At 66.3% G+C, this 25,383-nt stretch carries 20 protein-coding genes; 10 read left to right on the top strand and 10 right to left on the bottom strand.

What is annotated here, in order from left to right:
• Positions 1-106 precede the first annotated feature (106 nt).
• The 4 genes from GV027_RS15280 (at position 107) to GV027_RS15265 (ending at position 3,957) form a co-directional block, all read left to right on the top strand.
• Positions 107-1,288, top strand: a complete 1,182-nt coding sequence (locus GV027_RS15280) for an acyl-CoA dehydrogenase family protein (RefSeq protein WP_159512381.1) — start codon at positions 107-109, stop codon at positions 1,286-1,288.
• Between the two features lie 90 nt (positions 1,289-1,378).
• Entirely contained in the window at positions 1,379-2,506 is a 1,128-nt protein-coding gene (locus GV027_RS15275; RefSeq protein ID WP_159512380.1) for an acyl-CoA dehydrogenase family protein, read from the top strand.
• Between the two features lie 73 nt (positions 2,507-2,579).
• Complete coding sequence (locus GV027_RS15270; protein ID WP_031440969.1) at positions 2,580-3,467, top strand: acyl-CoA thioesterase; 888 nt, start codon at positions 2,580-2,582, stop codon at positions 3,465-3,467.
• Positions 3,468-3,543: 76 nt separating this feature from the next.
• Positions 3,544-3,957 carry a BLUF domain-containing protein gene (locus GV027_RS15265; RefSeq protein ID WP_159512379.1) on the top strand — a complete coding sequence of 138 codons (414 nt, stop codon included), beginning with the start codon at positions 3,544-3,546 and terminating at the stop codon, positions 3,955-3,957.
• A 10-nt stretch (positions 3,958-3,967) separates the two neighbouring features.
• On the opposite strand, the gene GV027_RS15260 is transcribed toward GV027_RS15265, so the two are convergent.
• The 5 genes from GV027_RS15260 to GV027_RS15240 form a co-directional block, all read right to left on the bottom strand.
• Positions 3,968-4,780, bottom strand: a complete 813-nt coding sequence (locus GV027_RS15260; protein ID WP_167396666.1) for an SDR family NAD(P)-dependent oxidoreductase — start codon at positions 4,778-4,780, stop codon at positions 3,968-3,970.
• Between the two features lie 13 nt (positions 4,781-4,793).
• Entirely contained in the window at positions 4,794-5,558 is a 765-nt protein-coding gene (locus GV027_RS15255; protein WP_159512962.1) for an SDR family NAD(P)-dependent oxidoreductase, read from the bottom strand.
• 35 nt (positions 5,559-5,593) lie between these two features.
• Positions 5,594-6,673 carry a phosphotransferase family protein gene (locus GV027_RS15250; RefSeq protein WP_159512378.1) on the bottom strand — a complete coding sequence of 360 codons (1,080 nt, stop codon included), beginning with the start codon at positions 6,671-6,673 and terminating at the stop codon, positions 5,594-5,596.
• Positions 6,670-7,752 carry a Zn-dependent alcohol dehydrogenase gene (locus GV027_RS15245; protein WP_037527369.1) on the bottom strand — a complete coding sequence of 361 codons (1,083 nt, stop codon included), beginning with the start codon at positions 7,750-7,752 and terminating at the stop codon, positions 6,670-6,672. The genes GV027_RS15250 and GV027_RS15245 overlap by 4 nt, the downstream gene beginning before the upstream one ends.
• 123 nt (positions 7,753-7,875) lie before the next feature.
• On the bottom strand, positions 7,876-9,159 hold the full coding sequence (locus GV027_RS15240; RefSeq protein WP_159512377.1) for an acyl-CoA dehydrogenase family protein: 1,284 nt from the start codon (positions 9,157-9,159) through the stop codon (positions 7,876-7,878).
• A gap of 156 nt (positions 9,160-9,315) precedes the next feature.
• Here GV027_RS15240 and GV027_RS15235 point away from each other — a divergent pair, with 156 nt between their 5' ends.
• A complete protein-coding gene (locus GV027_RS15235; RefSeq protein ID WP_159512376.1) occupies positions 9,316-10,545 on the top strand; it encodes a TetR/AcrR family transcriptional regulator in 1,230 nt (409 codons plus the stop codon).
• Between the two features lie 64 nt (positions 10,546-10,609).
• Here GV027_RS15235 and GV027_RS15230 read toward each other — a convergent pair whose 3' ends face one another.
• The 3 genes from GV027_RS15230 to GV027_RS15220 all read right to left on the bottom strand — a co-directional run bounded on the left by GV027_RS15230 (position 10,610) and on the right by GV027_RS15220 (position 16,488).
• Complete coding sequence (locus GV027_RS15230; RefSeq protein ID WP_234387509.1) at positions 10,610-11,932, bottom strand: spinster family MFS transporter; 1,323 nt, start codon at positions 11,930-11,932, stop codon at positions 10,610-10,612.
• Between the two features lie 79 nt (positions 11,933-12,011).
• A complete protein-coding gene (locus GV027_RS15225; RefSeq protein WP_159512375.1) occupies positions 12,012-15,191 on the bottom strand; it encodes a TonB-dependent receptor domain-containing protein in 3,180 nt (1,059 codons plus the stop codon).
• Positions 15,192-15,873: 682 nt separating this feature from the next.
• Entirely contained in the window at positions 15,874-16,488 is a 615-nt protein-coding gene (locus GV027_RS15220) for a glutathione S-transferase family protein (protein ID WP_159512374.1), read from the bottom strand.
• Between the two features lie 77 nt (positions 16,489-16,565).
• Here GV027_RS15220 and GV027_RS15215 point away from each other — a divergent pair, with 77 nt between their 5' ends.
• The 5 genes from GV027_RS15215 to GV027_RS15195 all read left to right on the top strand — a co-directional run bounded on the left by GV027_RS15215 (position 16,566) and on the right by GV027_RS15195 (position 21,879).
• Positions 16,566-18,134 carry a class I adenylate-forming enzyme family protein gene (locus GV027_RS15215; RefSeq protein ID WP_159512373.1) on the top strand — a complete coding sequence of 523 codons (1,569 nt, stop codon included), beginning with the start codon at positions 16,566-16,568 and terminating at the stop codon, positions 18,132-18,134.
• The gene (locus GV027_RS15210) at positions 18,131-18,907 is read left to right on the top strand and encodes a thioesterase family protein (RefSeq protein ID WP_159512372.1); all 777 of its coding nucleotides are present in this window, start codon (positions 18,131-18,133) and stop codon (positions 18,905-18,907) included. Before GV027_RS15215 ends, GV027_RS15210 begins: the two co-directional genes overlap by 4 nt.
• 148 nt (positions 18,908-19,055) lie before the next feature.
• Complete coding sequence (locus tag GV027_RS15205; RefSeq protein ID WP_159512371.1) at positions 19,056-19,706, top strand: hypothetical protein; 651 nt, start codon at positions 19,056-19,058, stop codon at positions 19,704-19,706.
• A gap of 84 nt (positions 19,707-19,790) precedes the next feature.
• Positions 19,791-20,510 (top strand): response regulator, encoded by a 720-nt coding sequence (locus GV027_RS15200; RefSeq protein WP_031395033.1) that lies wholly within the window; start codon positions 19,791-19,793, stop codon positions 20,508-20,510.
• Positions 20,511-20,562: 52 nt separating this feature from the next.
• On the top strand, positions 20,563-21,879 hold the full coding sequence (locus tag GV027_RS15195; protein WP_159512961.1) for a sensor histidine kinase: 1,317 nt from the start codon (positions 20,563-20,565) through the stop codon (positions 21,877-21,879).
• A gap of 42 nt (positions 21,880-21,921) precedes the next feature.
• Here the strand turns inward: GV027_RS15195 and GV027_RS15190 are convergent, their stop codons facing one another.
• Positions 21,922-23,211, bottom strand: coding sequence for an MFS transporter (locus GV027_RS15190; protein WP_159512370.1), 1,290 nt, complete (start codon positions 23,209-23,211; stop codon positions 21,922-21,924).
• Positions 23,211-25,280, bottom strand: coding sequence for a M3 family metallopeptidase (locus tag GV027_RS15185; RefSeq protein WP_236559251.1), 2,070 nt, complete (start codon positions 25,278-25,280; stop codon positions 23,211-23,213). Before GV027_RS15185 ends, GV027_RS15190 begins: the two co-directional genes overlap by 1 nt.
• Positions 25,281-25,383: the final 103 nt, after the last annotated feature.

Raw genomic sequence — 25,383 nt, 5'->3', positions numbered from 1 at the left:
CCTCGGGGGAGAGGGCCGGGGTGAGGGGCAGCCAAGCCGTGCTCCGCCCCTGGCAGCCCCTCACCCCACCCTCTCCTCGCAGGGGAGAGGGAGAAAGGAAGACCCGATGACCGACCTCGACACCTTCCGCACCGAAACCCGCGCCTGGCTCGCGGAAAACTGCCCGCCCGAGATGCGCAAGCCCGTCCGCTCGGAAGACGATGTCTGTTGGGGCGGTCGCCAGTTCAAGCCATCGAGCCCCGCGCAGAAGGACTGGCTCGACCGGATGGCCGCCAGGGGATGGACCGTCCCCGACTGGCCCAAGGCCTATGGCGGCGGTGGCCTGTCGCCTGCCGAGACCAAGATCCTGCGCGAGGAGATGGCGGCGATCAAGGCGCGCAACCCGCTCAACAGCTTCGGCATCTCGATGCTCGGGCCGGCACTGCTCAAATATGGCACCGAGGAGCAGAAGCTCGATCACCTGACCAAGATCGCGCGCGGCGAGATCCGCTGGTGCCAGGGCTATTCCGAACCCAATGCGGGCTCCGATCTCGCCGGCCTCGCCACCTCGGCGGAGGACAAGGGCGACCATTATCTCGTCAACGGCCAGAAGGTCTGGACGTCCTATGCCGACATGGCGGACTGGATCTTCTGCCTCGTCCGCACCGACAAGACGTCGAAGCAGGGCGGGATCAGCTTCGTGCTGTTCGACATGGCCACCCCCGGCGTCTCGACCAAGCCGATCCTGCTGATCAGCGGCAATTCCCCCTTCTGCGAAACCTTCTTCGACAATGTCGAGGTCCCCAAGGTCAACCGGGTGTACGAGGAGAACAAGGGCTGGGACGTCGCCAAATATCTGCTCGGCCACGAACGCGAGATGATCTCGGGCATGGGGCTCGCCTCGTCGGGCGGCAACCCGTTGATCGACGGTGCGATCGCCACCGTCGGGCTCGGCCATGACGGCCGCCTCGCCGACCCGCTGCTCCGCGCGTCGATCGCGCTGTTCGAGGTGCGCGCCAAGGCGTTCGGGGCGATGTCCGAACGCTTCATCGACGAACTGAAGGCGGGCAAGGCCCATCCCGCGCAGCCGAGCATGATGAAATATTACGGCACTGAGCTGAACAAGTCGCGCTACGAACTGATGATGGCGGCGGGCGGCTCCGACGCGCTCGAATGGGAGAGCGACCGCTCGCGCGGCGGTGCGATCCCGCGCTCGTGGCTGCGCACCAAGGCGAACTCGATCGAGGGCGGGACGAGCGAGATCCAGCTCAACATCATCGCCAAGCGAATCCTCGAACTGCCGGCCTGAGCTCTACCGTTCTCCCGCGAAAGCGGGAGCCCAGAATCACGAACGCTGCGCGCGGGGCTCCTGGGCCCCCGCCTCCGCGGGGGAACAGAAATGCCACTCTATCTCGACGACGACCAGACCGTCCTTCAGGACACGATCCGCGACTTCGTCGCCGAACACGCCCCCGTCAGCCACATGCGCGCGCTTCGCGATGCCGAGGACGCCACCGGCTTCTCGCGCGACCTGTGGAAGCAGTTCGCCGAGATGGGCTTCACCGGCATCCTGATCGGCGAGGACCAGGGCGGACTCGGCCTTGGCCATGTCGAGGCGGGCGTCGTGCTCGAACAGATCGGTCGCAACCTGTCGCCCTCCCCGTTCCTGACCACCGCCGTCGCCGCGGTCGAGGCGCTCAAGGGCACCGGCCAGGCCGAACGCTGGTTCCCCGGCATCATCGCCGGCGAGACCGTCGCCGCACTCGCCATCGACGAGGCTGCCAAGCACCGCGACAGCATCGCGATGACCGCCGAACGCGCGGGCAACGGCTTCAGGCTGACCGGCGCCAAACGCTTCGTTGCGCATGGCCACACCGCCGACCTGATCATCGTCGCCGCGCGCACCGCAGGCGGCGCGGACGATGCGGACGGCATCACCCTGTTCGCGGTGCCGAAGGACGCCGCCGGGCTCAGCGCGAACGCCGAACGCCTTGCCGATGCAAGCCTGGCCGCACGGCTCGACTTCGACGGGGTCGAGGTCGATGCCGACGCGGTGATCGGCGAGGTCGATGCCGGCCGCGCCCCGCTCGACCGCCTGCTCCGCGCGGGCCGCACCGGCGCGTCCGCCGAGCTGCTCGGCGTCGGCGGCGGCGCGATGGACATGACGATCGGCTATATGAAGCAGCGCAAACAGTTCGGCACGCTGATCGGCAGCTTCCAGGCGCTCCAGCACCGCGCGGCGCATCTCTATTCGGAGATGGAGGTCGCGCGCGCCGCGGTCCTGAAGGCCCAGCAGCTGCTCGATCTGGGCCACGACAAGGCCGACGAGGCCGTCTCCGTCGCCAAGGCGATGACCGCGCTCGCGACGACGCTCAGCGTGCAGGAAAGCGTGCAGATGCACGGTGGCATCGGCATGACCGACGAATATGACATCGGTTTCTACATGAAGCGCGCGCGCGTCCTGGCGGAGCTGTTCGGCGACGCCAACTTCCACGCCGACCGGCTGGCCATCGCCGCGGGCTATTGACCCGAACTTGTACCCCCGCGAAGGCGGGGGCCCAGACTGGGCTCCCGCCGTCGCGGGAGACCAAGGAGGTCAAATGCCTGACGATACTGCCGAAGTAACACCCCAAGCCCTCGCCCAGGGCCTCGTCGACCTGCTCGAGATCGACGAGGTCGACACCGACCTCTATGTCGGCAAGCGCCAGCCCGGCGGCGTCGGCCGCGTGTTCGGTGGACAGGTGATCGCGCAGGCACTCCAGGCCGCGCAGCGCTCGACCGAGGCGCCCAAGGCCGCGCATTCGCTCCACGCCTATTTCATGCGGCCGGGCAACGAGGATTACCCGATCGTCTACCGCGTCGTCCGCGATTTCGAGGGCCGCAGCTTTGCCACGCGTCGCGTCATTGCGATGCAAAAGGGCCAGCCGATCCTCAACATGGCGGCATCGTTCCAGACCCCCGAGGACGGGCTTCATCATCAGGACGCGATGCCCGACGTCGCGCCGCCCGAGGACCTGCGCTCCGATCGTGACCTGCGGCTGGAGAATATCGACGGCATTCCGGAGAAATTCCGTGCGCACATGCTGCGCTGGCGCCCGATCGAGGTCCGCCCGGTCAACCCGCGCAGCTGGATCGATCCGCCCGCGCAGGCGCCGAACCATGCCAACTGGTTTCGGATCGTGGCGCCGATCGGCGATGACCCGGCGATGCACCGCGCGGTCCTGTCCTATGCCTCGGACATGGCGTTGTTGGGAACCGCGTTGCTGCCGCACGGGATCAACTGGATCACGCCGGGTCTGCAGACCGCCAGCCTCGATCATTCGCTATGGCTGCACGAGGATTTCCGCGCGGACGACTGGCTGCTCTATGCCTGCGATGCCCCCTGGTCGGGCCATGCGCGCGGCTTCAACCGCGGCAAGATCTTCTCCCGCGACGGACGGCTGGTCGCGAGCGTCGCGCAGGAGGGGCTGATCCGGATGCGAAAATAGCCTTGGTTTACGCGAGTTAACCCGGTCTTCGTAACTTCCGATTAGTCCCGCGGAATCATTCTCCGGGATCATCGGCATGCAGCGCCTTCTCTATATCAGCACGTCGCGTGGCCGTGTGACACAGCCGGTCATCGACGAGATCCTGCGGGTCTCGCGGCGCAACAATGCCGCCGCGGGCGTGACCGGTCTGCTCATCGCTGGCGGCAACAGGTTCCTTCAGGTGCTCGAAGGCGATGATCTCGCCGTGTCGCGCACCTTCGATCGCATCCAGCGCGACGACCGGCATTTCGCGATGGTGCAGCTCGCGAAACAGACGATCACCGAGCGCAGCTTCGGCAGCTGGTCGATGGGATTTGCCAGCGGCGCCGCGCCTGGTGGTGGCGCGGCGTCGCCGGCCGCCACGATCGCGGCGCTGATCGCACCGATCGAGGACCCGACGCTACGCGGCTATTTCACCGGTTTCGCCGACCTCCATCTCTCAGCCGCTTGAGCGGACCACCTCAGGCTGCGGTCTTGCCGTAATCCTGTCGCGTCACGGGATGGCTCGACGACAATCCGCCATCGACCACGATCGCCTGACCATTGACGTAGCTTGCGTCATCGGAGGCGAGGAACACCGCGACCCGGGCAAGCTCCTCGGGCTGCGCGCCGCGGTGGAGCGGGTTGAGACGGCCGACGCGGTCCATCTTGTTGGCCTCGCGCGCGTAATCGAACACCGGTTTGGTCATCCCCGTCTCGGTCAGCCCGGGGCAGATCGCATTGACCCGGACGTTCGCACCCGACAGCTGCTGCGCCGACACCGCCGCGAGGTTGATCACCCCCGCCTTGGACGCGGAATAGGCCGGCGACCCCGCGCCCGACCGTAACCCGGCGACACTCGCGGTCAGAACGATCGCGCCGCCCCTGCCCGTCTCGGCCGCGTGCGCGACGATCCGTGGTGCCGCGTGCTTGATGGCGAGGAACGGACCGATCAGATTGACCCGCAGCACTTCGGTGATCAGCGCGACGTCGGTGTCGAAGAGATTGGCCATGCCGCCCGAGATGCCGGCATTGGCGAACAGCACGTCGAGCCCGCCATATGTATCACAGGCGAGCGCGACCATGCGGATCACGTCCTCCTCCTCCCCCGCGTCGACACGGATCGGGGTGGCGATGCCGCCGGCCTGGCTGATCAGATGCGCGGTCTCGTCCGCACCCTCGGTACGGTCCGCGACAACGACGTGCCCGCCCTCTGCCGCGAACAGCAATGCCGCCGCGCGGCCGATGCCGGATCCTGCGCCGGTGACGATGATCGACCTGTTCTCGAACCGCATGATGCCCTCCCCTTTAGATCGTGACGCCGCCGTCGATGACCAGCGTCTGCCCGGTCATGAAACGGCTCGCGGATGCGGCGAGAAACACCACCGCGCCCGCGATTTCCTCGGGTTCGCCGATGCGTCGCAGCGGCACGCGGGTGTTCGCCGCCGCGATCCGCTCGGGATCCTCCCACAGCACGCGCGCGAAATCGGTGCGGATCAGGCCTGGCGCGATACAGTTCACGCGGACGCCCGACGGGCCGAACTCGACCGCGAGATTGCGTGCGAGCTGCATGTCGGCGGCCTTGCTGATGCAATAGGCGCCGATGACCGGCGATCCGCGAAGCCCGCCGATCGAGGAAATGATGATGATGCTGCCGTCCCGCTGCTCCGTCATGCCGGGGGCGACCATCTGGATCAGCCAGTGGTTGGAAACGATGTTGTTGTCGAGGATCTTGCGGAACTGGTCGTCGCCGATCCCCGCCTGGGGTCCGTAATAGGGGTTGGAGGCGGCGTTGCAGACCAGCACGTCGATGCGGCCGAACGCACTGCGGGTCGTGTCGACGAGATGCTGGAGCGCCGCCTTGTCGGCGATGTTCGCCGCGACCGCGATCGCGCGGCCCTCGCCGTAGCGCGCGTTGATCTCCGCCGCGACGGCATCGCACGCCTCCTGTTTCCGGCTGGAGATCACCACCCTCGCGCCATGTGCCGCCAGCTCGAAAGCGCTCGCCTTGCCGATCCCGCGCGACGATCCGGTGATGATCGCGACCTTCCTGCGCAGGTCGAACTGCGTCATGCCCTGCCTCTCCCCTTCCGCATTCGGGACGTGCGTCATGCGCCCGCCTTCACCGCAAAGCCCCATGCCGCATCCGCCAGCGCGTGCACCTTGGCGACCGTCGCTTCGGCCTGCGCGCTCGACGCTGTGCCGTCGATGATCCGCTTCTTGATCCCCTGGACGATCCCGGTGAGCCGGAAGAGGTTATAGGCGAAATACCAGTTGAGATCGGGGACGCCGTCCCGCCCGGTCGCAGCGCAATAGCGCGCGACGACCTGCTCGATCGTCGGAATCCCGGTCTCCGGACCGGTCAGGCCGAGCACCCCCGACCGGCCTTCGGGCTCGGTCACCCAGCTCATCAGCATGTAGGAAAAGTCGGCGAGCGGATCGCCGAGCGTCGACAATTCCCAGTCGAGCACCGCGATCACCTTCGCGCCCGCGCCGTCCGTTGCATTGGCGAAGATCATGTTGTCGATGCGATAGTCACCGTGGACGATCGACGTCCGCGTCTGGTCGGGCAAGGTGCGCGGCAACCAGTCGATCAGCCGCTCGACCGACTCCATCCGCTCGGTCTCCGCCGCGCGATATTGCTTGGTCCAGCGCCCCACCTGCCGCTCGAAATAATTGCCGGGCTTGCCATAGGATGCGAGCCCCGCCGCCGCGTAATCGGTGTTGTGGAGCGCGGCGAGCGCGTCGATCATCGCGTCATAATGCGCGCGGCGTTCGGCGGGCGTCGCACCCGGCATCGCGCCGTCCCAGATTGTCCGGCCTTCGACCATCTCCATCACGTAGAATGGCGCGCCGATGACGTCGGGATCCTCGCAAAGCCCGTACGGTCGCGGCACCGGGAAGCCCGTCGGATGAAGCCCGGCGATCACCGCATATTCGCGCTCGACCGCATGCGCCGAGGGCAGGATCGGCCCGAACGGCTTGCGTCGCAGGACATAGGCGCGCGCCGGCGTGTCGAGCCGATAGGTCGGGTTCGACTGGCCGCCGGCGAACTTGGCGTAGCGCAGCGGCCCGGCAAAGCCTTCGACCGACTCCGTCATCCATGCCGTCAAACGGTCGAGATCGAGCCGGTCCCGCTCGCCGACCGGGATCGTACCGACCATCGTGCTGGCTGCGTCGCTGCTCATGCGAAGGTGATCACGCTGCGCGTCGTGTCGCCGCGGCGCAATTCGTCGAACGCATCGTTGATCCGTTCGAGCGGCATCCGGTCCGCGATGATCGTGTCGAGATCGAGCAGCCCGCGCATGTAGAAATCGACGAGCCGCGGGATGTCGACCGGAAACCGATTTGACCCCATGAACCCGCCCTGCAGCCGCTTGCCCGACAACAGGTCCATCGCCGACAGCCCGACCTTCTCGCCCAGCGGCATCATGCCCAGGATCGTCGCGGTCCCGCCGCGCCGCAGCACCTTGACCGCGGTCGCCGCCGACTGCGTCCGGCCGACCGCCTCGATCGCATGGTGGACGCCGCCCCTGGTCAGCGCGACGACCTCGTCCGCGGCGGTCTCGGACAGCGCGTCAAAGCTGTGCGTGGCGCCAAGCTTCTCCGCCATCGCGCGCTTCTCCGGCACCGGATCGAGCGCGATGATCTTGCCCGCACCCGCGATCTTCGCAGCGTTCACCGCCGCCAGCCCGATCCCGCCGCACCCGACCACGCACACCGTCTCGCCCGGCGTCACGTCGGTCGTGTTGAACACCGCGCCCGCCCCGGTCGTGATCGCGCAGCCGAGCAGCGCCGCACGGTCCATCGGCATGTCGCGGTCGATCGCGACGCAGGCATGTTCGTGCACCAGCATCATCTCGGCATAGGCGCTCAGGTTCAGCATCTGCGCGATCGGCCGGTCACCCAGCATCAGCCGCGGCGGCGCGCCCTTTGGACGCCGCACCGAACTGTCAACGCAGAGCGCCATGCGGCCGGTCACGCAGAACTCACAGTGGCCGCAAAACGCCGACAGGCAGGTGACGACATGGTCGCCCACCTTGACCATGGCGACCTCGTCACCGACCGCCTCGACCACGCCGCAAGCCTCGTGCCCCGGGATGGTCGGCATCGCATGCGGATAGGCGCCGTCGACGAAGTGCAGGTCGGAGCGACACACCCCGACCGCGACGGTACGGATCAACACCTCACGCGGACCCGGCTTCGAGACGGTGACGTCCTCGATGCTGAGCGGCGTATTGGCTTCAAAAAGGACTGCGGCTTTCATGGGTGGTCTGGCTCCAGATTTGGCGGGCGCGCAATCAAAAATGCCGTTCGTCCCGAGCGAAATCGAAGGACTGGCTCGTTCGGGGCATGTCCTTCGACTGCGCTCAGGACGAACGGGACAGGGTCAGCGGCTCACCCCGACATCCCCGCTCGACACGCTCCCCTTTCGGAAGTCCCCGTATTTGCCGAATTCGTTACGCGCGATCGACCGGTTGTGGACCTCGTCGGGACCATCGGCGAAGCGCAGCGTCCGCATTGCCGCCCAGTCGTGCGCAAGCCGGAAATCGTCCGACACGCCGCCGCCGCCATGCGCCTGGATTGCATCGTCAAGGATCCTCAGCGCCATGTTCGGCGCGGCGACCTTGATCATCGAGATCTCGATCTGTGCGGATTTGTTGCCGGCCTTGTCCATCATGTCCGCGGCCTTGAGGCACAGCAGCCGCGTCATCTCGATATCGATCCGCGCGGTCGCGATCCGCTCCTCCCAGACCGAGAAGTCGGCGATCCGCTTGCCGAACGCGACACGGCTCAGCAGCCGCTTCGCCATCGCCTCGATCGCGGTCTCCGCGACGCCGATCGTCCGCATGCAGTGGTGGATGCGGCCCGGCCCGAGCCGGCCCTGCGCGATCTCGAACCCGCGTCCTTCGCCCAGCAGCACGTTCTCGACCGGCACGCGGACATTCTCGAGCACGACCTCGCCATGCCCGTGCGGCGCGTGGTCATAGCCATAGACGGACAGCATCCGCTTGATCGTCACGCCGGGCGTGTCCATCGGCACCAGGATCTGGCTCTGCTGCTGATGCCGCGATCCCTCGAAGCTCGTCTTGCCCATGACGATCGCGATCTTGCAGCGCGGATCGCCGACCCCCGACGACCACCATTTCGTCCCGTTGATCACGTAATGATCGCCGTCGCGGACCATCGACGTCTCGATATTGGTCGCGTCCGATGACGCCACCGCAGGCTCGGTCATCAAAAAGGCGGACCGGACCTCGCCGCGCATCAGCGGGCCGAGCCACGCCTCCTTCTGCTCGCGGGTTCCATAGCGATGGAATACCTCCATATTGCCTGTATCGGGCGCCGAGCAGTTGAAACATTCGCTCGCCCAGCTGACCTTGCCCATCTCCTCGGCGCATAACGCATATTCAAGATTGGTCAGCTGCGTTCCCTCGAACACGAAGCTGTCATCGACGTGAGTTTGCCCGGAATGGGGGGGCATGAAGAAATTCCACAGCCCCGCGGCCTTGGCCTTTTCCTTCATCTCCTCGATTACCGGAATCACCTTCCAGCGCTCGCCATGGTGGGCCTGCGCGTCGTAGTCGGCCTGACGCGGGCGGATATTCTGATCGATGAAGTCGCGCACGCGATCTCGGAAATAGGTCTCTCGGTCGCTGAAGCTGAAATCCATGCGGGCTCTCCATCGGTCCACGGTCTGGCGGTCGATTAGACCATACCGCGTATTCGGTAAAGCATCCCGGAGCGTGCCGAAAGCCGGTTTTCCGCTCGGCCACGAAAGCGCCTAAAAAGCACTGTAACTTCAAATCGAAGCTGTTAGGGTATTTTGATGAAGGTTCCGGCAGAGGCGATCGAAGACGGCGAACAGGGAACGAAGCGCTTCCGTGCCAAGCGTGACGCCATCCTCGCCGCAGCCGCAGAGGCGATCAACGAGCAAAGCGCCAAGGGCATGACCTTCGCGGACGTCGCGCGGCGGGTCGGGCTCAACACGACGAGCGTTACTTACTATTTCAAGCGCAAGGAAGACCTTGCCGCCGCCGCGTTCGAGAACACGCTCGATTATCTGCTGCGGATGCTCGACGAGGCGATGGTCGAACCGACCCCGCAGGCGCGCGTCGCCCGCTATCTTGCGCTCAACATGGCGCGGCTCGGCCGGATCCAGCGCGGCGAGGAAAAGGCGTTCGCGGTCCTCTCCGATCTGCGCGCCACCGAAGACCCGATCCGCAGCCGGCTGATGAACGGCTGGCGCGAAGTGTTCCGCCGCACCCGCCTCCTCTGGGGCCCGTCGACCGGCCGCGCACAGACCGACATTCAGAGCGCGCGCGCGCACGTCCTGCTCGAAAATACCTTCTGGTTGCCGATCTGGCTGACGCGCTACGAGCCCGACCAATATACCCGTGTCGAGGCGCGGTTGATGGACGTGTTCGCGCACGGCATCGCCGGGCCGGGTGCGCGCTGGGCACCGACGCTGCTCGACCTTAGCCATGACGATGCCGAACCGGGGCGCGAGGCGTTCCTGCTGGCGGCGACGCGGCTTATCAACGAACTAGGCTATCGCGGCGCATCGGTGCAGAAGATCGCGTCCGAACTGAACGTCACCAAGGGCAGCTTCTACCACCATCTCGATGCCAAGGACGATCTGGTCATCGCCTGCTATCGCCGCAGCTTCGACACGATCGCCGATGCGCAGGGACGCGGTGAGGCCGAGGGCGGCAGCTATTGGCACAAGCTGTCGAGCACCGTCGCGACTTTGCTCGACGTCCAGTTCGCCGAACGCGGTCCGCTGCTCCGCACGACGGCGCTCAGCGGCCTGCCGCCGAGCGTCCGCGACGCGATGGTCGAGCGCTCGAACGGGATCGCGCGGCGCTATGCGGGGATGATGATGGACGGGATCGGCGAAGGCTCGATCCGCGCGGTCGATGCGCTCATCGCCGCACAGGCGCTGATGGCGGTCCAGAATGCCGCCTTCGACATGCGCAAATGGGCGTCGACGATGCCGCGCGAGCGGGCTGTGGCGATGTATGCCTCGACGCTGATGTACGGCCTGTTCGACGATTGATCGGCAGAGGAGCGGCGGGGACCGGCACAGGCAGACTGCCGCGCCGCTCCCCGCCCCCGACGTCTCAGGCCGTCGCGAACGCAGCCTGATGCTCGTCGCGCTTGAGCAGCACGCCCGCACGCCAGTAATGATAGAGCGCCCAGGGCGTCATCATCACGATGATGACCAGCGCATAGCGTAGTGATTCCTCGCCAAAGGTCGGTTTTAACAGGTCGCTCAGCCAGCCGACCATCGTCGGGCCGAGGCCGAGGCCGACCAGGTTGATGACCAGCAACGTGATCGCCGCCCACATCGCACGGGTCTTCAGCGGCGCGAGATGCTGGATCAGTGCGAAACTCGGCCCCAGGTAGGAATTGGCGAAGATCAGGTAGACGAAATAGCTGCCGATCGCGATTGCCGGCACGTCGATCAGGTAGAAGGCCAGCGCGAAGGGCAGCGACAGCCCCTTCATGACGAGCACGACCCAGCTCTGCACGTGAAGGCCGTGGCGCTTGGCGAGCACATCGGCGATCTTGCCGCCGGCGAGCGCCGAGATTGCCCCGAACAGGGCACCCGGCAGCGCGATGTAGCGCGACACGTCGAGCATCGAGATACCCAGCGAGCGCTGCATGAAGCTCGGCCCCCACCCCGTCAGCGCGTACCCGATCATCGAGGTCAGGGTCACGCCGACGACGAGATGCCGCGCGGGCGCGCTCGCCCACATCGAGGCAAAGCCCTGCGCGACGCTCGGCATCGGCGCCGGCGCGGCGACCGGGCCGGCGTCGGACAGGCCGCGACGCGGTTCGACCATGAACAGCCGGACGAGCACCGCCAGCGCGATACCGGGCAGCCCGACGGTCATCATCGCCACCCGCCAGCCATAGCTGTGTGCAACGACGCCACCGATCAGCGTCCCGAAGCCCGCCCCCAGCACCACGCCGAGCGAATAGACCGCCATCGCACCCGCGCGCTTTTCGGGCGGGTAGAGATCGGCGATGATCGAATGGCTGGGCGGGCTGGATCCGGCCTCGCCGATTCCGACCCCGATGCGGAACAGCATGAGTTGCGTGAAGTTTTGCGCCAGACCGCACATCGCGGTCATCGCGCTCCAGATCGTCAGGCTCACCGCGATGATGTTGCGACGGCTCGTCCGGTCCGCCAGTCGCGCGACCGGAATGCCGAGCGTCGCGTAGAAGATCGCGAACACCAGTCCCGAAAGCAGCCCAAGCTGCGTGTCGGTCAGCACGAGGTCCGCCTTGATGCGTTCGAGCAGGATCGCGAGGATCTGCCGATCCATATAGCTGAAGAAATAGGTGAGCGTGAGCAGGGTGAGCGTCAGGCCGCGGCGCTTCATGGCCAGGGAATCGGCGATGTCGGAATGCGTCTTCAACGCTGTCGCCATGGTCATCCTCTCGTATCGTTGCTGGCCTTGCGACCTTGTTGGGACCGTACCCAATCGTTGAAAGCAAGGCCAGCGCCGAGAGCAATCAGAATTTTTGCGACAAACCGAGTTTTGCGGTGAACCCGAGCGGCGAGGCGGTGAACGGATCGTAATTCTGGTCCAGCCGCGCGAAGGGCGGCGCGCGGTCGAAGATGTTGAGCGCGGACAGCGACACCGTCGATCCGGTCGGCAACGCGATCCTCAGCGTGGCGTCCATCGTCTTGAACGCGCCGATCTCCTTGCCGCCCGTCACCGATCCACCCGCCAGAGCACCGAAGTTCGGCCCGAAGATCGCCGCGCCGCGTTGGTCGGTATAGCCATCGATATAGTTGAACTGCACCCGCAGGCTGGCGACATCGTAATCACCCTGCACATACCAGTTGCCCTTGATTTCGGGCACCGGATAGGCGGTCGTCTGGTAGTTGAGCAGGCCGACACCGTCGAACGCGGGCTGCACGACGATCCCCTCGACCGTCACGTCCTTGGTCTTGTAGTCGATGACATAGGTGCCGGTCGCGCCCACCGTGACGGTCGCCAGCCCGAGCTCGCCGCGGAAGCTTGCCTGGATGTCGAGACCCGAGGTCGTGACATTGGCGCTGTTGACATAGACGGTGCGCAACCGCTGGACATTGCCGACGCCGCAGCCCGCACCGGTGAAGGTGAAGCGCTGCTGGAGCGCGGCAAAGGCGGCATTGCCGCAATTGGCCGCGCCGCTCGCACCGAACAATGCGTTGACGATGCCCTGTGTCGGCTCCTGCTCGATCGGCCCCTTCAGGTCGTAGCGGAAATAATCGACGCTCGCATTGAACCCGCCCGCGTCGAGGATCACGCCGCCGCTATAGGTCGTCGCCTTTTCAGGCTCGAGATCCGGATTGCCGTTGATGTCGACCGCGCGGAACGAGGTGCCGATGATCTGCAGCGCGGTCAGATTGCCTTCGAGCTGCTGCGCGGGCGGTCCACGGAACGTCGTCCCGGCCCCGCCGCGCAGCGCCAGCCACGGCGCCACCTGGATTCGCAACCGTCCCTGCGGATTGAAGGTCGACCCGACATTGCCACCATAATCCTCGTACCGCGCGGACAGCTGGGCGTTGATCGCCTCGAGGATCGGCAGCTGCAGCTCGGCGAACAGCGCCTTCACGTCGCCCACCGAGGACGCGTTCCGGTTGGTGCCAAGAAAGCCCAGCGCACCCGTCTGCGGCGTACAGGTCGCACGCGGATTGAGCGGCGTCCCAGGGCAGGGATTGACCGCCAGATTGCTGTCGGCATTATAGTTCACGGCATAATAATTGCGCCGATACTGGCCGCCGATCGCAAAGCCGACATCGCCGCCGGGCAGTCGCAGCCCCGTCCGCCCGCCGAGCACGAGATCGCCGACGAACAATTGCGTGTTGTAGACGGTGCGCGTCGTCCGGAAGAAATTGTCGACCGTCGCAATGTCGTTGACCAATCCCGCACCGGGCGCGGTGCTGAGCCCGTTGGTACCGCGTGACCCGGCATAATTGGGGTTCACCTGGCCCGTGACCGGGTTTGCCGCCACCGCGGTCGAGAACGGGTTGAAGAAGGTGCAGCCATTCGTTCCGGCAAGCGAAGCGATCTGCGCAGCGGTCAGCCCGGCGCGCGACGCGGTGGTCGCATAGGCGCAATTGGGGCCACCAAAACCTGCGATCGCGTTCTGCAGCAGGTCACCGAACGTGTCGGTCCCCTCATTCTCGCGGACATATTGCGAATAGGTCCCGCTCGCGGTCAGGTTGATCCGGTCGGTGACCTCCCACGACAGGTCCGCGGTAAAGCGCATTTCCTCGGACTGGCGCTTGGAAAATGCCGATCCGCGGTCATTGTCCCCGCCCCGCATGACCGGATTGCCACCAAGCAGTGCCGGACGGAACAGCACGGGGAAGGCGAGCGCGGGTGCGAGCGGCGTGCCGTTCGCGGTCAGGCAGCCCGCCGCCGCACCATAGACCTGGCAATAATCGCGCAGTGCGGGTGCATAGGTCGGCACCTGGAAGAAGCCCGCGCCGCCGCCCGCCGCATTCGCCGATGGCGGCAGCGTCGGCAGATAGGTCGGCGACGTCGTGATCCGCGTCGATGTCGCTCCATAGAGCGCGGTCGCGGTGAATTGCAGCGAACTGGTGAGGTCGATCGCGACCTCGGCATAGGCCTGATACCGGTCCTCCGGCTCGACCAGATTGCCGAACTGACCGTAATTGTTGAAGCATCGATCGGTCGGCACGGCGATCGTCCCGACCGCAGTCGGCGTCGGTGTGGTCGAGCCCGCGACGCTGCGGAATCCGCCGAGCGATTCACACCCCAGATCGCGAACGAAATTCACCCCGTTCGACACGCCGTTCGCGCCATAGCCGGTGAACAGACGCCCGCTGACCGGGTCGAGAAACGGAACGGTCGCGTTGAAATCGAGATTGCCGGGGTTGCCGCCGCCGGTCCACCCGCCCTGGGGATTGTTGGCGTAGGGCTGGATCGTAAAATCTCGATCGGTGGTACGCAGCTCGGACCGATGCTGATAGCCGAACGACGCCAGCATCCGCACGCCGTTGCCGCTGTGACCATAGCTCATGGCCGTGCCGTAATCGCCCTTCGACCCGTCGATATAGCGATAGTCGCCCGACACCAGGAAACCCTGCTGGTCGGTGCGCGTGATGAAATTGACCACGCCCGCGATCGCGTCCGAGCCATAAGTCGCGGCGGCCCCGTCCTTGAGCACCTCGACGCGGCCGATCGCGGCCGACGGGATCAGGTTGATGTCGACGATCGGAATACCGCCCCCGACCGGCACCAGCCGCTTGCCGTTGAGCAGCACCAGCGTACGTTGCGGCCCCAGCCCGCGCAGGTTGACCGACGCGACGCCTTCATTGCCCTGACTGCGGCTGTCGAATTGGTTCGCGTCGCCGGTCACGCCGTTCGAGGTCGGCAGGTTCTTGAGCAGTTCGACCGCGGTCGGCGCGCCCTGCTTCGCGAGTTCATCGCCCGAAATCACGTCGACGGGTGCGGCGGCATCCTCGGACGACCCGCGGATCAGCGAGCCGGTGACGATGATGTCGGCATTTTCGGACTGGACGGCGGCAGACTGCGCGGGGGTCGCTGTGACCTGCCCCGCTCCCGTCGTTCCCAATGGTTGTGGATCACCCCCGATTTGCGCTGCCGCCGGAACGGCAAGGGCCCATGCAATGACGAAAAACGCGGACGCGACGAAATAGCGCTGCTTGGCCACATCACTCTCCCCTGTTCGGCCGAAGCACTTTGGCCCGTACCGCATCATCGAATAGATTCTTCTACGCCTTACGCGTCAAGCGGGAAAATCGTAGCATATTGCCACTAATTCCTGCCAATACTGTCATGTAGACGGCTTTCGCCAGTTCCGGATCGGCCAGAACCATTTTTCGATCTTGCGATAATGTGGCCCCGGGGAGAGGGCCTTTGCCGCAGCGGTCCGACCCTAAGGAAACCAGCCGCCGCCGGCCTTCAAGCGCCGCAATCAGATCACGCCGATGATGACGCAAAACGGGGCAGCGCACGCGACGTCAGGCCAGGTCGCACAATGCTCGCTGATGCTGGGGTTTCAGGAAGGACGGCGGAAGGTACGGCCTTGCCGTCCTTCCGCCTTATCCCCTCTCCAAACTCGTCAAGGCGGCGACCTGTTGGACTGCCTGCCTGTCGATACCGAGCACTGCGCGAGTGCTGCGAGGCTCAACCACCCTAAGTCCGTCTCTTTCCGAAACTGAACATCAGGTATGGGCAGCTATTGGCATGATTCGCCGGGGGATGCAAAGGGAAGTTCGGGCGCCGTCGCGGATGCCGGACTAAAGTCGGGGATGCCAACATGAGAGCCCTCCGACCACGTCGGGCCGGTCCGAAGCACGAGGCCGGGGCCAAGACCCGGGACGCCAGCGGCGCTAGGCCTCTGCGCTCGGACGGGCCGACGCGCGGTCGTGCCAGGCCCTGAGATGCTCCAACTCGTCCGGGATGGGAATGCCGACGAAACCGGCGAAATCGATCGTCGTCAGCAGGACGATGTCGGCAATGGTATAGCGCACCCCATCGAGCCATTCGGTGTCCGCCAGCGCAGCGTCGAACTCCGCCATGGCCGCCCGGACACGCGGCCTCTGGGTTTCGCCGAATTCGGTATATTGCGGCTTCACGATCCGCGCCGTCCAGGGATGCGTATGCTGCCACACCAGCGACAGCGGCGTCATCAGCCGCAATTCGACCCGCCGCGTCCACATGTCCACCTCGGCGATATTGTGCGCGCCGTGCCCGAAAAGCGGCGGCTCCGGATGCAGGGCCTCGAAATATCGACAGATCGCGACGCTCTCGGTCAGCACGCGGCCATCGTCGAACGCCAGCGCAGGCGTCCGGCCATAGGGGTTCACCGCGAGGAACGGCGCCGCCTTGTGCTCCGCCTTTGGTATCGACACCTGCACCATCGGAATGCGCACCTGCTTTTCGGCAAGGAAGATCCGGACGCGGCGCGGGTTGGGCGCCGGCGAGGCACTGTCGTAGAACAACATCAGCTGATCCTTTTGCGAGTCGCCTTTTCGAATATCGCGTATGGCATTCGACGCGCACTTCGCCTAGCCACGCGGATATGACGATCGCCTCCGATTTGCTCGCTACCGACTTCGCGACCCTGCCGGATCTGATCCGCGCGCATGCCCGCGAACGCGGATCATCGACCGCCATCGCGGATTCACAGGGCAGTATCGACTATGCGACGCTCGACCGGACGATGGACCGTGTCGCGGCAGCGCTGCAACGCGACGGCATCGCCGCGGGACAGGCGATCGCGATCGTTGCCGCACCGTCGACCAGCTATCTTTGTGTTTTCCTTGGCGCGGTACGGGCCGGCTGTGTTGCGACCCCGATCGCGCCGTCGGCGACTCCCGCAGCGATCGCGGCGATGATCGCGGACAGCGGCGCGCCGATCGTCGTGCTGGACGAGGCCATGGCGCAGGCTCTGGCCGACGAACGCATCACCGCGCGGACCCTGCTGATGTCGGATGCCCACCTGCCGCCCCAGGGGCCGTCCGGCGACGCCGAGCTGTTGGAGAGCTGGCTCGCACCCGATGCCGCACGCCCCACGCCCGTGGCGATCGCGCCTGGCGATGCGTTCAACATCATCTACTCGTCGGGCACGACCGGCACGCCCAAGGGGATCGTCCAGAGCCATGCGATGCGCTGGGCGCATATCGCGCGCAACAGCGCCGCAGGGTTCGACACTGCGGTCACGATGATCGCGACGCCGCTCTATTCGAACACCACGCTGGTCAGCGTCCTGCCGACGCTCGGCTGGGGCGGCAGCGTCGTGCTGATGGGCAAGTTCGACGCGCGCGGTTATCTGACGCTCGCCGAGCGCTACCGCGCGACGCACACGATGCTCGTCCCGGTCCAGTATCAGCGGATCATGGCGCTCCCCAATTTCGACGCGTTCGACCTGTCGGCGTTCCGCTTCAAGACGAGCACCAGCGCGCCCTTCTCCGCCGCGCTGAAGGCCGACGTCGTCGCACGCTGGCCAGGGTTGCTCCTCGAGTTCTACGGCATGACCGAAGGCGGAGCGAGCTGCGCGCTCAACGCGACCGCGCATCCGACCAAGCTGCACAGCGTGGGTCAGCCGATGCCGGGGCACGAGATCCGCCTGATCGACGACGACGGCGTCGAGGTGCCGCCGGGCGAAATGGGCGAGGTTGTCGGCCGCTCGCCCGCAATGATGAACGGCTATCACGGCCGCAGCGCTGCGACGCGCGACGCCGAATGGCATGATGCCGAGGGCAACCGCTATATCCGCCACGGCGATGTCGGTCGGTTCGACGAGGACGGCTTCCTGATCCTGATGGATCGCAAGAAGGACCTGATCATCTCGGGCGGGTTCAACATCTACCCCTCCGACCTCGAGGCGGTGCTTGGGCAGCATCCCGACGTCGCCGATTGCGCGGTCATCGGCATGCCGTCGGAGAGCTGGGGCGAGACGCCGGTTGCGGTCATCGTCCCTCGCTCGCCCGAGGCTAACCCGGCGGATATCCTGGCATGGACCAACGCGCAGCTCGGCAAGACCCAGCGCCTGTCGGGCATCCATCCGACCAGCGAACTTCCCCGCAGCGCGATCGGCAAGGTGCTCAAACGCGAACTGCGCGACCGGCTGACGGGCACGCCGGCATGACCAGTCTCCGACAGGCGATCGACGCGCTGCAACCGACCGAGGGCGGCTGGCGCGGGACCGTGCCGGACAATTGGCTGCAGGGGCGCACCGCCTATGGCGGGTTCTCGGCCGCGCTCGCGCTGCATGCCGCGCAAATGTCGGACACCGACCTGCCACCGCTCCGGTCGGCGCAAGTCTCGTTCATCGGGCCGCTGTCAGGCGACATCGTCATCCGCGCGACGCGGCTAAGACGCGGCCGCAATGCCGCGTTCGTCCAGGCGGACGTCGAAAGCGCGGCAGGGCTCGGGCTGCGCGCCACCTTCGTCTTCATGGGGCCGATCGCCTCGCGCGTCGACCACCACACCGGCACCGCGCCCGCCTTCGCGGTACCCGACGCCGACACCGCGACCTATCGCGGCCACAGCGCGGTCGCCTTCTCGCGCAATTTCGATCTGCTCGACCGGCGCGACGACAGCGTCGGCCCCGCCGAATGGTTGCGCTGGGTCCGGCTGGCGGATCGCGACGGCATCGATCCGATGGTCGAACTGATCGCGGTCGCCGACTGCCTGCCACCTTCCGCGCTCAAGCTGCTCGGCGGGCCGGCACCGCTCAGCTCGATGACCTGGCTGCTCAACATTCTCGGCCCGCAACCGGTGACGCAAAATGGCTGGTGGCTGTTGCGCGCGACGACCGACTATGTCCGCGACGGCAGTTCGAGCCAGTCGATGGCGATCTGGAACGCGCAAGGCCTGCCGATCGCCGAACAGATGCAGAGCGTCGCGATCTTCGCCTGACGGCCACGTCAGGTCGGCCGCGCGCGAATGTGACGTGCACGATACAGATTGCGACAGTTTATCCGTCACCTGACAAAGCGTCGCGACAGCAGACCATCATAACCGGGACATTCGATGGGGATCAGCCCCGTCCGACCGGAGATACGCGATGCGCAAGACCCTGCTCACGCTGGCGCTGACTGCCAGCAGCTTTGCCGCCACGGCATGCGGCGCACAGTCCGCCCCCGCCGACCGCGCCGACGCCGCCGCCACCAGCGCCGCCAATCGCGCCGCGCTGCAGACGACCATCGCCGGCCAGGCGCAGGCGGCGCCCGAAGCGCGCCCGCGCGGTCCCGGCCCGCAGCGCGCAGGCCGGATGCGCGGCGGGCCGATGATGCAGGCCGACACCGATCGCGACGGCGTCCTCACCCGCGCCGAAGTCGTCGCGCAGGCCGAGGCCCAGTTCGCCCGATTGGACGCCGACGGCGACGGCATCGTGACGGCGGCCGAACGCCAGGCGGCACGCGAAGCGATGCGCGATCGTCGCGAGGCCCGGATGGCGGCACGCGGCAAGACGCTCCCGCCCGAGCGCGCAGGCATGGCGGACGGCAGGAAGGGCCAGATGATGCGCGGCAGGCGCGGCGGCGGTGACGGCGTGCTCACACGCGCCGAATTCATCGACCGTGCCGGGCAGCGTTTCGACCGGATGGACGCCAATCGTGACGGACAGCTCGACGCGAGCGAGCGGCCGGATCGCCGTGCGATGCGCCATGGTCGCGGGCACCGGATGGACCGGGCTGGCGGCGACACCGATCAGTAATCTGCCCCCCTGCCCCTGCGCGCCGGACGGTCTGCGATCGTCCGGCGCTTCCTTTGGACACGCACCATGCTAGACGTCGCCCCCATGGGAGACATGCCGCATCTGTTGCTCGTCGATGACGAGCGTTCGATCCGCGAGCCACTGGCCGCCTATCTGACGAAGCAGGGATTTCGCGTCACGCAGGCGGGCGACGCGGAAGCCGCGCGGACGCGGCTGACCGCCTATGCGATCGACCTCGTCATCCTCGACATCATGATGCCGGGCGAGGACGGGCTGAGCCTGTGCCGCCACATCGCCGCGACCAGCGACGTGCCGGTCATCCTGCTCACCGCGCGCGCGGAGGAAACCGACCGGATCGTCGGGCTGGAAATGGGCGCCGACGATTATGTCGTGAAGCCTTTCTCGCCGCGCGAACTCGCGACGCGGGTGAAGGTCGTCCTGCGCCGCGCCACCGCGGGCGGCGCACGTCAGCATGCGCCCGAGGCCAATTCCTACGCCTTTGCCGGCTGGGTTCTGAAATCGGGCGAACGCGCGCTGGTCGACCGTGAAGGCGTGTCGGTGCCGTTGTCGACCGGCGAGTACAACCTGCTGCTCGCGCTCGTCACGCGACCGCGCCAGGTCCTGACCCGCGACCAGCTGCTCGATCTGACCCAGGGGCGCGAGGCCGCCGCGTTCGATCGCGCGATCGACAACCAGGTCAGCCGGCTGCGTCGCAAGATCGAGGCGGATGCCAAGACGCCCGAACTTATCAAGACGGTCTGGGGCGGCGGCTATACGCTGGCGGCCGAGGTCATCCGTCTGTGATCGCGCACCCGTGACGGCGTCCCGGCCCTGGCCGCGCAGTCTGGCAGGGCAGATGGCGCTGCTCATCGCACTCGCCCTGTTCGTCGCGCAGGCGATCAATTTCGGGCTCATCCTTCGCGACCGGACCGAATTCCGTCTCGCCCAGGCCACGCGACCGGTGGCGACGCGGATTGCCGATGCGCTCGAACGCGAGGCGCATGCCGGGCGGCCGCTGACCGCCGACCGCGGCCGGGTCCGTCGCCTCACCGCCAATCCGCTCGCCCCCTTCGCCTATCAGCGGCATCCGGAGGTCGCGGCGGAACTCCGTCGCCAGCTTGCCGACCAAGGGCTGACGGTGGGCCGGATCGATACCGGTCTGCGCCCGGTTTCCGACGACGATGCCGGGTCCCGGCGGCGGGAGGGTCGTCGCAACGCCGACCGGCGGGGCGACCTGCAGGGCCCCACGCTGGTGATCGCGGTCGAACAGCCGGGCCGCGGGTGGCTGGCGATCACCGCGCCGTGGCCGCAGCCGGGTTGGCGGCTGCTGTTCGCACTGTTGAGCCAGACCGCGATCCTGTACGTCATCGTGCTGTTGCCGGTGCTGTGGATCGTCCGGCGGATGTCGCGCCCGTTGCGCGATCTGCGCGCCGCGGCGGAGTCGTTCCGGCCGGGCGAGCCGGGTATCGCGCTGTCGGTTCGCGGCCCCGACGACGTCGCCGCGCTGGTCGGCGCCTTCAACGCGCTGCGGCTGCGCGTCACCGCGATGCTCGACGAGAAGGATCGGATGCTCGGTGCGATCGGCCATGACCTGCGCACGCCGCTGGCAGCACTGCGTGTCCGTATCGAATCGGTCGAGGACGACACCGATCGCACGCGGATGGCGGACACGATCGCCGAGATGAACCGCACGCTCGACGACATCCTGTCGCTCGCCCGGCTCGGCCGTCCGAGCGAGCCGCCGACCGATGTCGATCTGGCGGCGCTGGTCGACGCGGTGGTCGAGGATTTCCGCGATATCGGTGACAATGTGACGTTCGTCGAGGCGGGGCGGCTGCGGATGCACTTGCGCCCCTCGCTGATCCGACGTGCAGTTCGCAACCTGATCGAAAATGCGGTCAAATATGGTGTGTCGGCGGAGGTCCGCGTCGAGGCGGATGCGCGCCGCGTCGCGATCGTCGTCGCCGATCAGGGACCCGGGATCCCCGAGGATCGCATGGGCGACGTGTTCGATGCGTTCACCCGGCTGGAGACGTCACGCAATCGCGAAACCGGTGGCATCGGACTGGGCCTCGCGCTCGCCCGCGCGATCATCCGCGAGGCCGGCGGCGAGATCCGCCTCGTCAACCGCACGGGCGGCGGCCTGGACGCGATCATCGAACTCCCGCGCTGACCGGTCTTCCCCCTCCCCACCGGAGAGGGGGACAATGCTCGCCTAGTCCTCGACGATCTGGCTGTTGGTCCGCGTATCCTTCATCCGCAGATACACGATCAGCGACACCGCGATCATCCCGGTCACATACCAGTAGAAGCCGCGCTCGAACCCGGAATCCTTGAACTTGAGCGCGACATATTCGGCGGTCCCGCCGAACAGCGTGTTGGCGAGCGCATAGGGCAAGGCCACACCCAGCGCACGGATATGCGCAGGGAATAACTCAGCCTTCACGACTGCGTTGATCGAGGTGTAGCCCGTCACGATCAGCAGCGCCGCCATCACCAGCAACCCGGCATAGAGCGGGTTGGTCGCGGTCTCGAGCGCGGTGAAGATCGGATAGGTGAACAGCACGCCCGCAATACCGAACGCGATCATGAGCGGCTTGCGGCCGACCCGATCCGACAACCCGCCCGCGATCGGCTGGAGCAGCATGAACACGAACAGCGTCGCGGCATTGATCTGGCTCGCCACTTCGCGGCTGAAACCGCTCGTGTTCACCAGGAACTTCTGCATGTAGATCGAGTAGGCGTAGAAGGCGAGCGTACCGCCTGCGGTCAGCAGCATCACCGTCATCGTCTCGCGCGGATGCTTGGTGATCAGCTGGAGGAAGCCCGACTTGGGCTTGCCGTCGCCCGCCTCGGACTTGGCATTCTCGAAGCTCTGCGTTTCGGCCAGCCCGCGACGAATATAGAACACGACCACGGCCAGGACCGCACCGATCGCGAACGGAATGCGCCAGCCCCAGGAATCGAGTGCCGCCTCGCTCATCGTCGATTGGAGCACCAGCAGCACGCAGATCGCGAGCAACTGGCCCGAGATCAGCGTGACATACTGGAACGATGAGAAGAAGCCGCGGCGATCCTTGCCCGCCATTTCGGTCAGATAGGTCGCCGACGCGCCATATTCACCGCCGACCGACAACCCCTGCATCAGGCGTGCGATCACCAGCATGATCGGCGCGAACACGCCAATCGTCTCGTATCCCGGCGTGCATGCGATGATCAGCGAGCCTGCGCACATCAGCGTCACCGCGACGGTCAGCCCCGCCTTGCGGCCGTGGCGATCCGAATAGACCCCCATGATCCACGCGCCGATCGGCCGCATCAGGAAGCCGACGGCAAAGATCGCCGCCGCGCTCAGCAGCTGCGCCGTGCGGTCGGTTGAGGGGAAGAAGTGCGGCGCGAAGTAGAGCGTGAAGGCGGAATAGACGTACCAGTCGAACCATTCGACGAGATTGCCGGTCGATCCGCCGATGATCGCTTTCAGGCGTGTCTTCTGATCGGGGGCCATTATTTCGCGTCCTGTGCGGCTTGGGTTGGGGCAAAGCCGCGCTTCTTGAGCAACGCGTTCACATCCGGGTCGCGACCGCGAAAGGCGCGGTACGCCTCCGCGCGATCGGTCTCGTTACCCGTCGACAGCAGGAGCCTGGCGAACTTGTCCGCGGTCGGCTTGTCCCAGGGGCTGCCCGCCTCCTCGAACGCAGCGAACGTGTCCGCGTCCATCGTCTCGGACCAGAGATAGCTGTAATAGCCCGCTGAATAACTGTCGGACGAGAACAGATGCTGGAACTGCGGCACGCGGTGCCGCATCACCAGCTGCTTCGGCATGCCGATTTCGGCGAGCGTCGCCGCCTCGAACTTGTCCGGGTCGATCACGCCATTGGCCACGGTGTGTATCTTCATGTCGACGATTGCCGACGACAGATATTCCGCGGTGGCGAAACCCTGGTTGAACGTCCGTGACTTCTCGATCTTGTCGAGCAGATCCTGCGGCATCGCCGCCTTGGTCTGGTAATGCCGCGCATATTTGTCGAGCACGTCGCGGGTGAGCAGCCAATGCTCGTTCACCTGGCTCGGATATTCGACGAAGTCGCGCGGCGTCCCTGCAAGGCCCGGATACTGGACGTTCTGCAGCATCGCGTGGATCGCATGGCCGAATTCGTGGAACAGCGTCTGCGCATCGTCGAGGCTGATCAGGATCGGCTCGCCGGGTGCGCCCTTGGCGAAGTTATTGTTGTTCGACGACAGCACCAGCTGCGCCGGGGCAAGCCCGCGCTGCCCGCGATAGGTGTTCGCCCAGGCGCCCGAGCGCTTGCCGGTCCGCGCGAAATCGTCGCGGTAGAACAGCCCGACATCCTTGCCGGTCTTGTCCGTCACGCTCCACACACGCATGTTCGGCTCGAACACCGGCACCGTGCCGGTGATCTCCTTGAAGTTCAGCCCGTACAGCCGGTTGGCGGCGTAAAGCGATCCCTGGATGATGTTGCCGAGCTCGAAATACGGCTTGAGCTGCGCCTGGTCGAGATCGTAGCGGCTCTTGCGGACCTTCTCCTGATAGAAGCGGTAATCCCAGGGCTCGATCGTCAGCGACGCGCCGGCGATCTTCTGCATGTCGGCGACCTCTTCGGCGACGCGCCCCTTGGCGGCGGGCCAGACGCGCATCATCAGGTCCATCGCCGCGGCGGGCGTCTTGGCCATCGTGTCCTGCATCCGCCAGTCGGCATGCGTCTTGAACCCGAGCAGATGCGCGCGGTCGGCACGCAGCTTGACGATCTGCGCGATCGTCGCGTTCGTGTCGTTGGCATCGCCGTTATCGCCGCGATTGACGAACGCGCGCCACACCTTCTCACGCAGCGCGCGGTCGGTCGCGTAGGTCAGCACCGGATCGACCGCGCTGCGCGTGTTGACGATCGCGAAGCCCGGCAGCTTGCGCTCGGCCGCCGCGGCCTTGGCGACCGCCTTCACGCTGTCGGGAAGCCCGGCCAGCTGCGCTTCGTCGGTGACCGAGATCGCCTTGCTCTCGTCGGCGAGCAACTTCTCGCCAAAGGTCGAGAACTGCGTCGCGAGCTGCTGGTTATACTGAGAAAGCTGCGCCTTCTGGGCATCGTTCAGTTTCGCGCCCTGGCGCACATAGCTGTCATAGATCCGCGTCACGAGCCGGATCTGCTGCGCGTCCAGCCCGCTCGAATTGCGCGCGTCGTAGATCGCCTGGATCCGCGCAAACAACGGCTTGTCGAACGTGATCGCATCCGACGCGGCGGAAAATTTGGGCGACCATTCGCGGTCGAGCTTCTGATAGGCGGGCGTATTCATGTTGCCCGTCATCACGCCGAACAGCGTCATCACCTGCCCGTAGCGCTTGCCCGCAAGCTGCATCGGCACGATCGTGTTCGCGAAGGTCGGCTTGGCCGGGTTATCGGCGATCTTGCGATATTCGGCGGTGCGCTCCGCCAGCGTCGTCTCGAACGCCTGCGGGAACAGTTCGGGGCGGACCTTGTCCCAGGGCGGCACCCCGCCTGCGGGGCCGGTCCAGTCGGCAAGCAGCGGATTGGCGGAGGGCGCGACCGCGGTCTGCGCCATGGTAGATGCTGACGCCATCAATGCGGCTGCACTGATTGCGAGGGGTAGAAAATGCACATGGTTCTCCCGGACGATGTTGACGCCATCATAGAGACAATGTGCA

This window comes from Sphingomonas sp. T1 (assembly GCF_902506585.1).
GTDB lineage: Bacteria > Pseudomonadota > Alphaproteobacteria > Sphingomonadales > Sphingomonadaceae > Sphingomonas > Sphingomonas aerolata.
Note: the sequence above shows the minus strand (reverse complement) of the source record. Positions and strands in the feature narration are given on the sequence as shown.

What these genes read in the sequence shown, in the direction of transcription:
- GV027_RS15210 (WP_159512372.1), top strand. Translation starts at nt 18,131, where the DNA reads ATGACCAGTCTCCGACAGGCGATCGACGCGCTGCAACCGACCGAGGGC.
- GV027_RS15240 (WP_159512377.1), bottom strand. Translation starts at nt 9,159, where the DNA reads ATGGATTTCAGCTTCAGCGACCGAGAGACCTATTTCCGAGATCGCGTG.
- GV027_RS15230 (WP_234387509.1), bottom strand. Translation starts at nt 11,932, where the DNA reads ATGACCATGGCGACAGCGTTGAAGACGCATTCCGACATCGCCGATTCC.
- GV027_RS15185 (WP_236559251.1), bottom strand. Translation starts at nt 25,280, where the DNA reads ATGGCGCAGACCGCGGTCGCGCCCTCCGCCAATCCGCTGCTTGCCGAC.
- GV027_RS15280 (WP_159512381.1), top strand. Translation starts at nt 107, where the DNA reads ATGACCGACCTCGACACCTTCCGCACCGAAACCCGCGCCTGGCTCGCG.
- GV027_RS15260 (WP_167396666.1), bottom strand. Translation starts at nt 4,780, where the DNA reads ATGCGGTTCGAGAACAGGTCGATCATCGTCACCGGCGCAGGATCCGGC.
- GV027_RS15275 (WP_159512380.1), top strand. Translation starts at nt 1,379, where the DNA reads ATGCCACTCTATCTCGACGACGACCAGACCGTCCTTCAGGACACGATC.
- GV027_RS15190 (WP_159512370.1), bottom strand. Translation starts at nt 23,211, where the DNA reads ATGGCCCCCGATCAGAAGACACGCCTGAAAGCGATCATCGGCGGATCG.
- GV027_RS15270 (WP_031440969.1), top strand. Translation starts at nt 2,580, where the DNA reads ATGCCTGACGATACTGCCGAAGTAACACCCCAAGCCCTCGCCCAGGGC.
- GV027_RS15255 (WP_159512962.1), bottom strand. Translation starts at nt 5,558, where the DNA reads ATGACGCAGTTCGACCTGCGCAGGAAGGTCGCGATCATCACCGGATCG.
- GV027_RS15195 (WP_159512961.1), top strand. Translation starts at nt 20,563, where the DNA reads ATGGCGCTGCTCATCGCACTCGCCCTGTTCGTCGCGCAGGCGATCAAT.
- GV027_RS15215 (WP_159512373.1), top strand. Translation starts at nt 16,566, where the DNA reads ATGACGATCGCCTCCGATTTGCTCGCTACCGACTTCGCGACCCTGCCG.
- GV027_RS15235 (WP_159512376.1), top strand. Translation starts at nt 9,316, where the DNA reads ATGAAGGTTCCGGCAGAGGCGATCGAAGACGGCGAACAGGGAACGAAG.
- GV027_RS15220 (WP_159512374.1), bottom strand. Translation starts at nt 16,488, where the DNA reads ATGTTGTTCTACGACAGTGCCTCGCCGGCGCCCAACCCGCGCCGCGTC.
- GV027_RS15205 (WP_159512371.1), top strand. Translation starts at nt 19,056, where the DNA reads ATGCGCAAGACCCTGCTCACGCTGGCGCTGACTGCCAGCAGCTTTGCC.
- GV027_RS15265 (WP_159512379.1), top strand. Translation starts at nt 3,544, where the DNA reads ATGCAGCGCCTTCTCTATATCAGCACGTCGCGTGGCCGTGTGACACAG.
- GV027_RS15245 (WP_037527369.1), bottom strand. Translation starts at nt 7,752, where the DNA reads ATGAAAGCCGCAGTCCTTTTTGAAGCCAATACGCCGCTCAGCATCGAG.
- GV027_RS15250 (WP_159512378.1), bottom strand. Translation starts at nt 6,673, where the DNA reads ATGAGCAGCGACGCAGCCAGCACGATGGTCGGTACGATCCCGGTCGGC.
- GV027_RS15200 (WP_031395033.1), top strand. Translation starts at nt 19,791, where the DNA reads ATGGGAGACATGCCGCATCTGTTGCTCGTCGATGACGAGCGTTCGATC.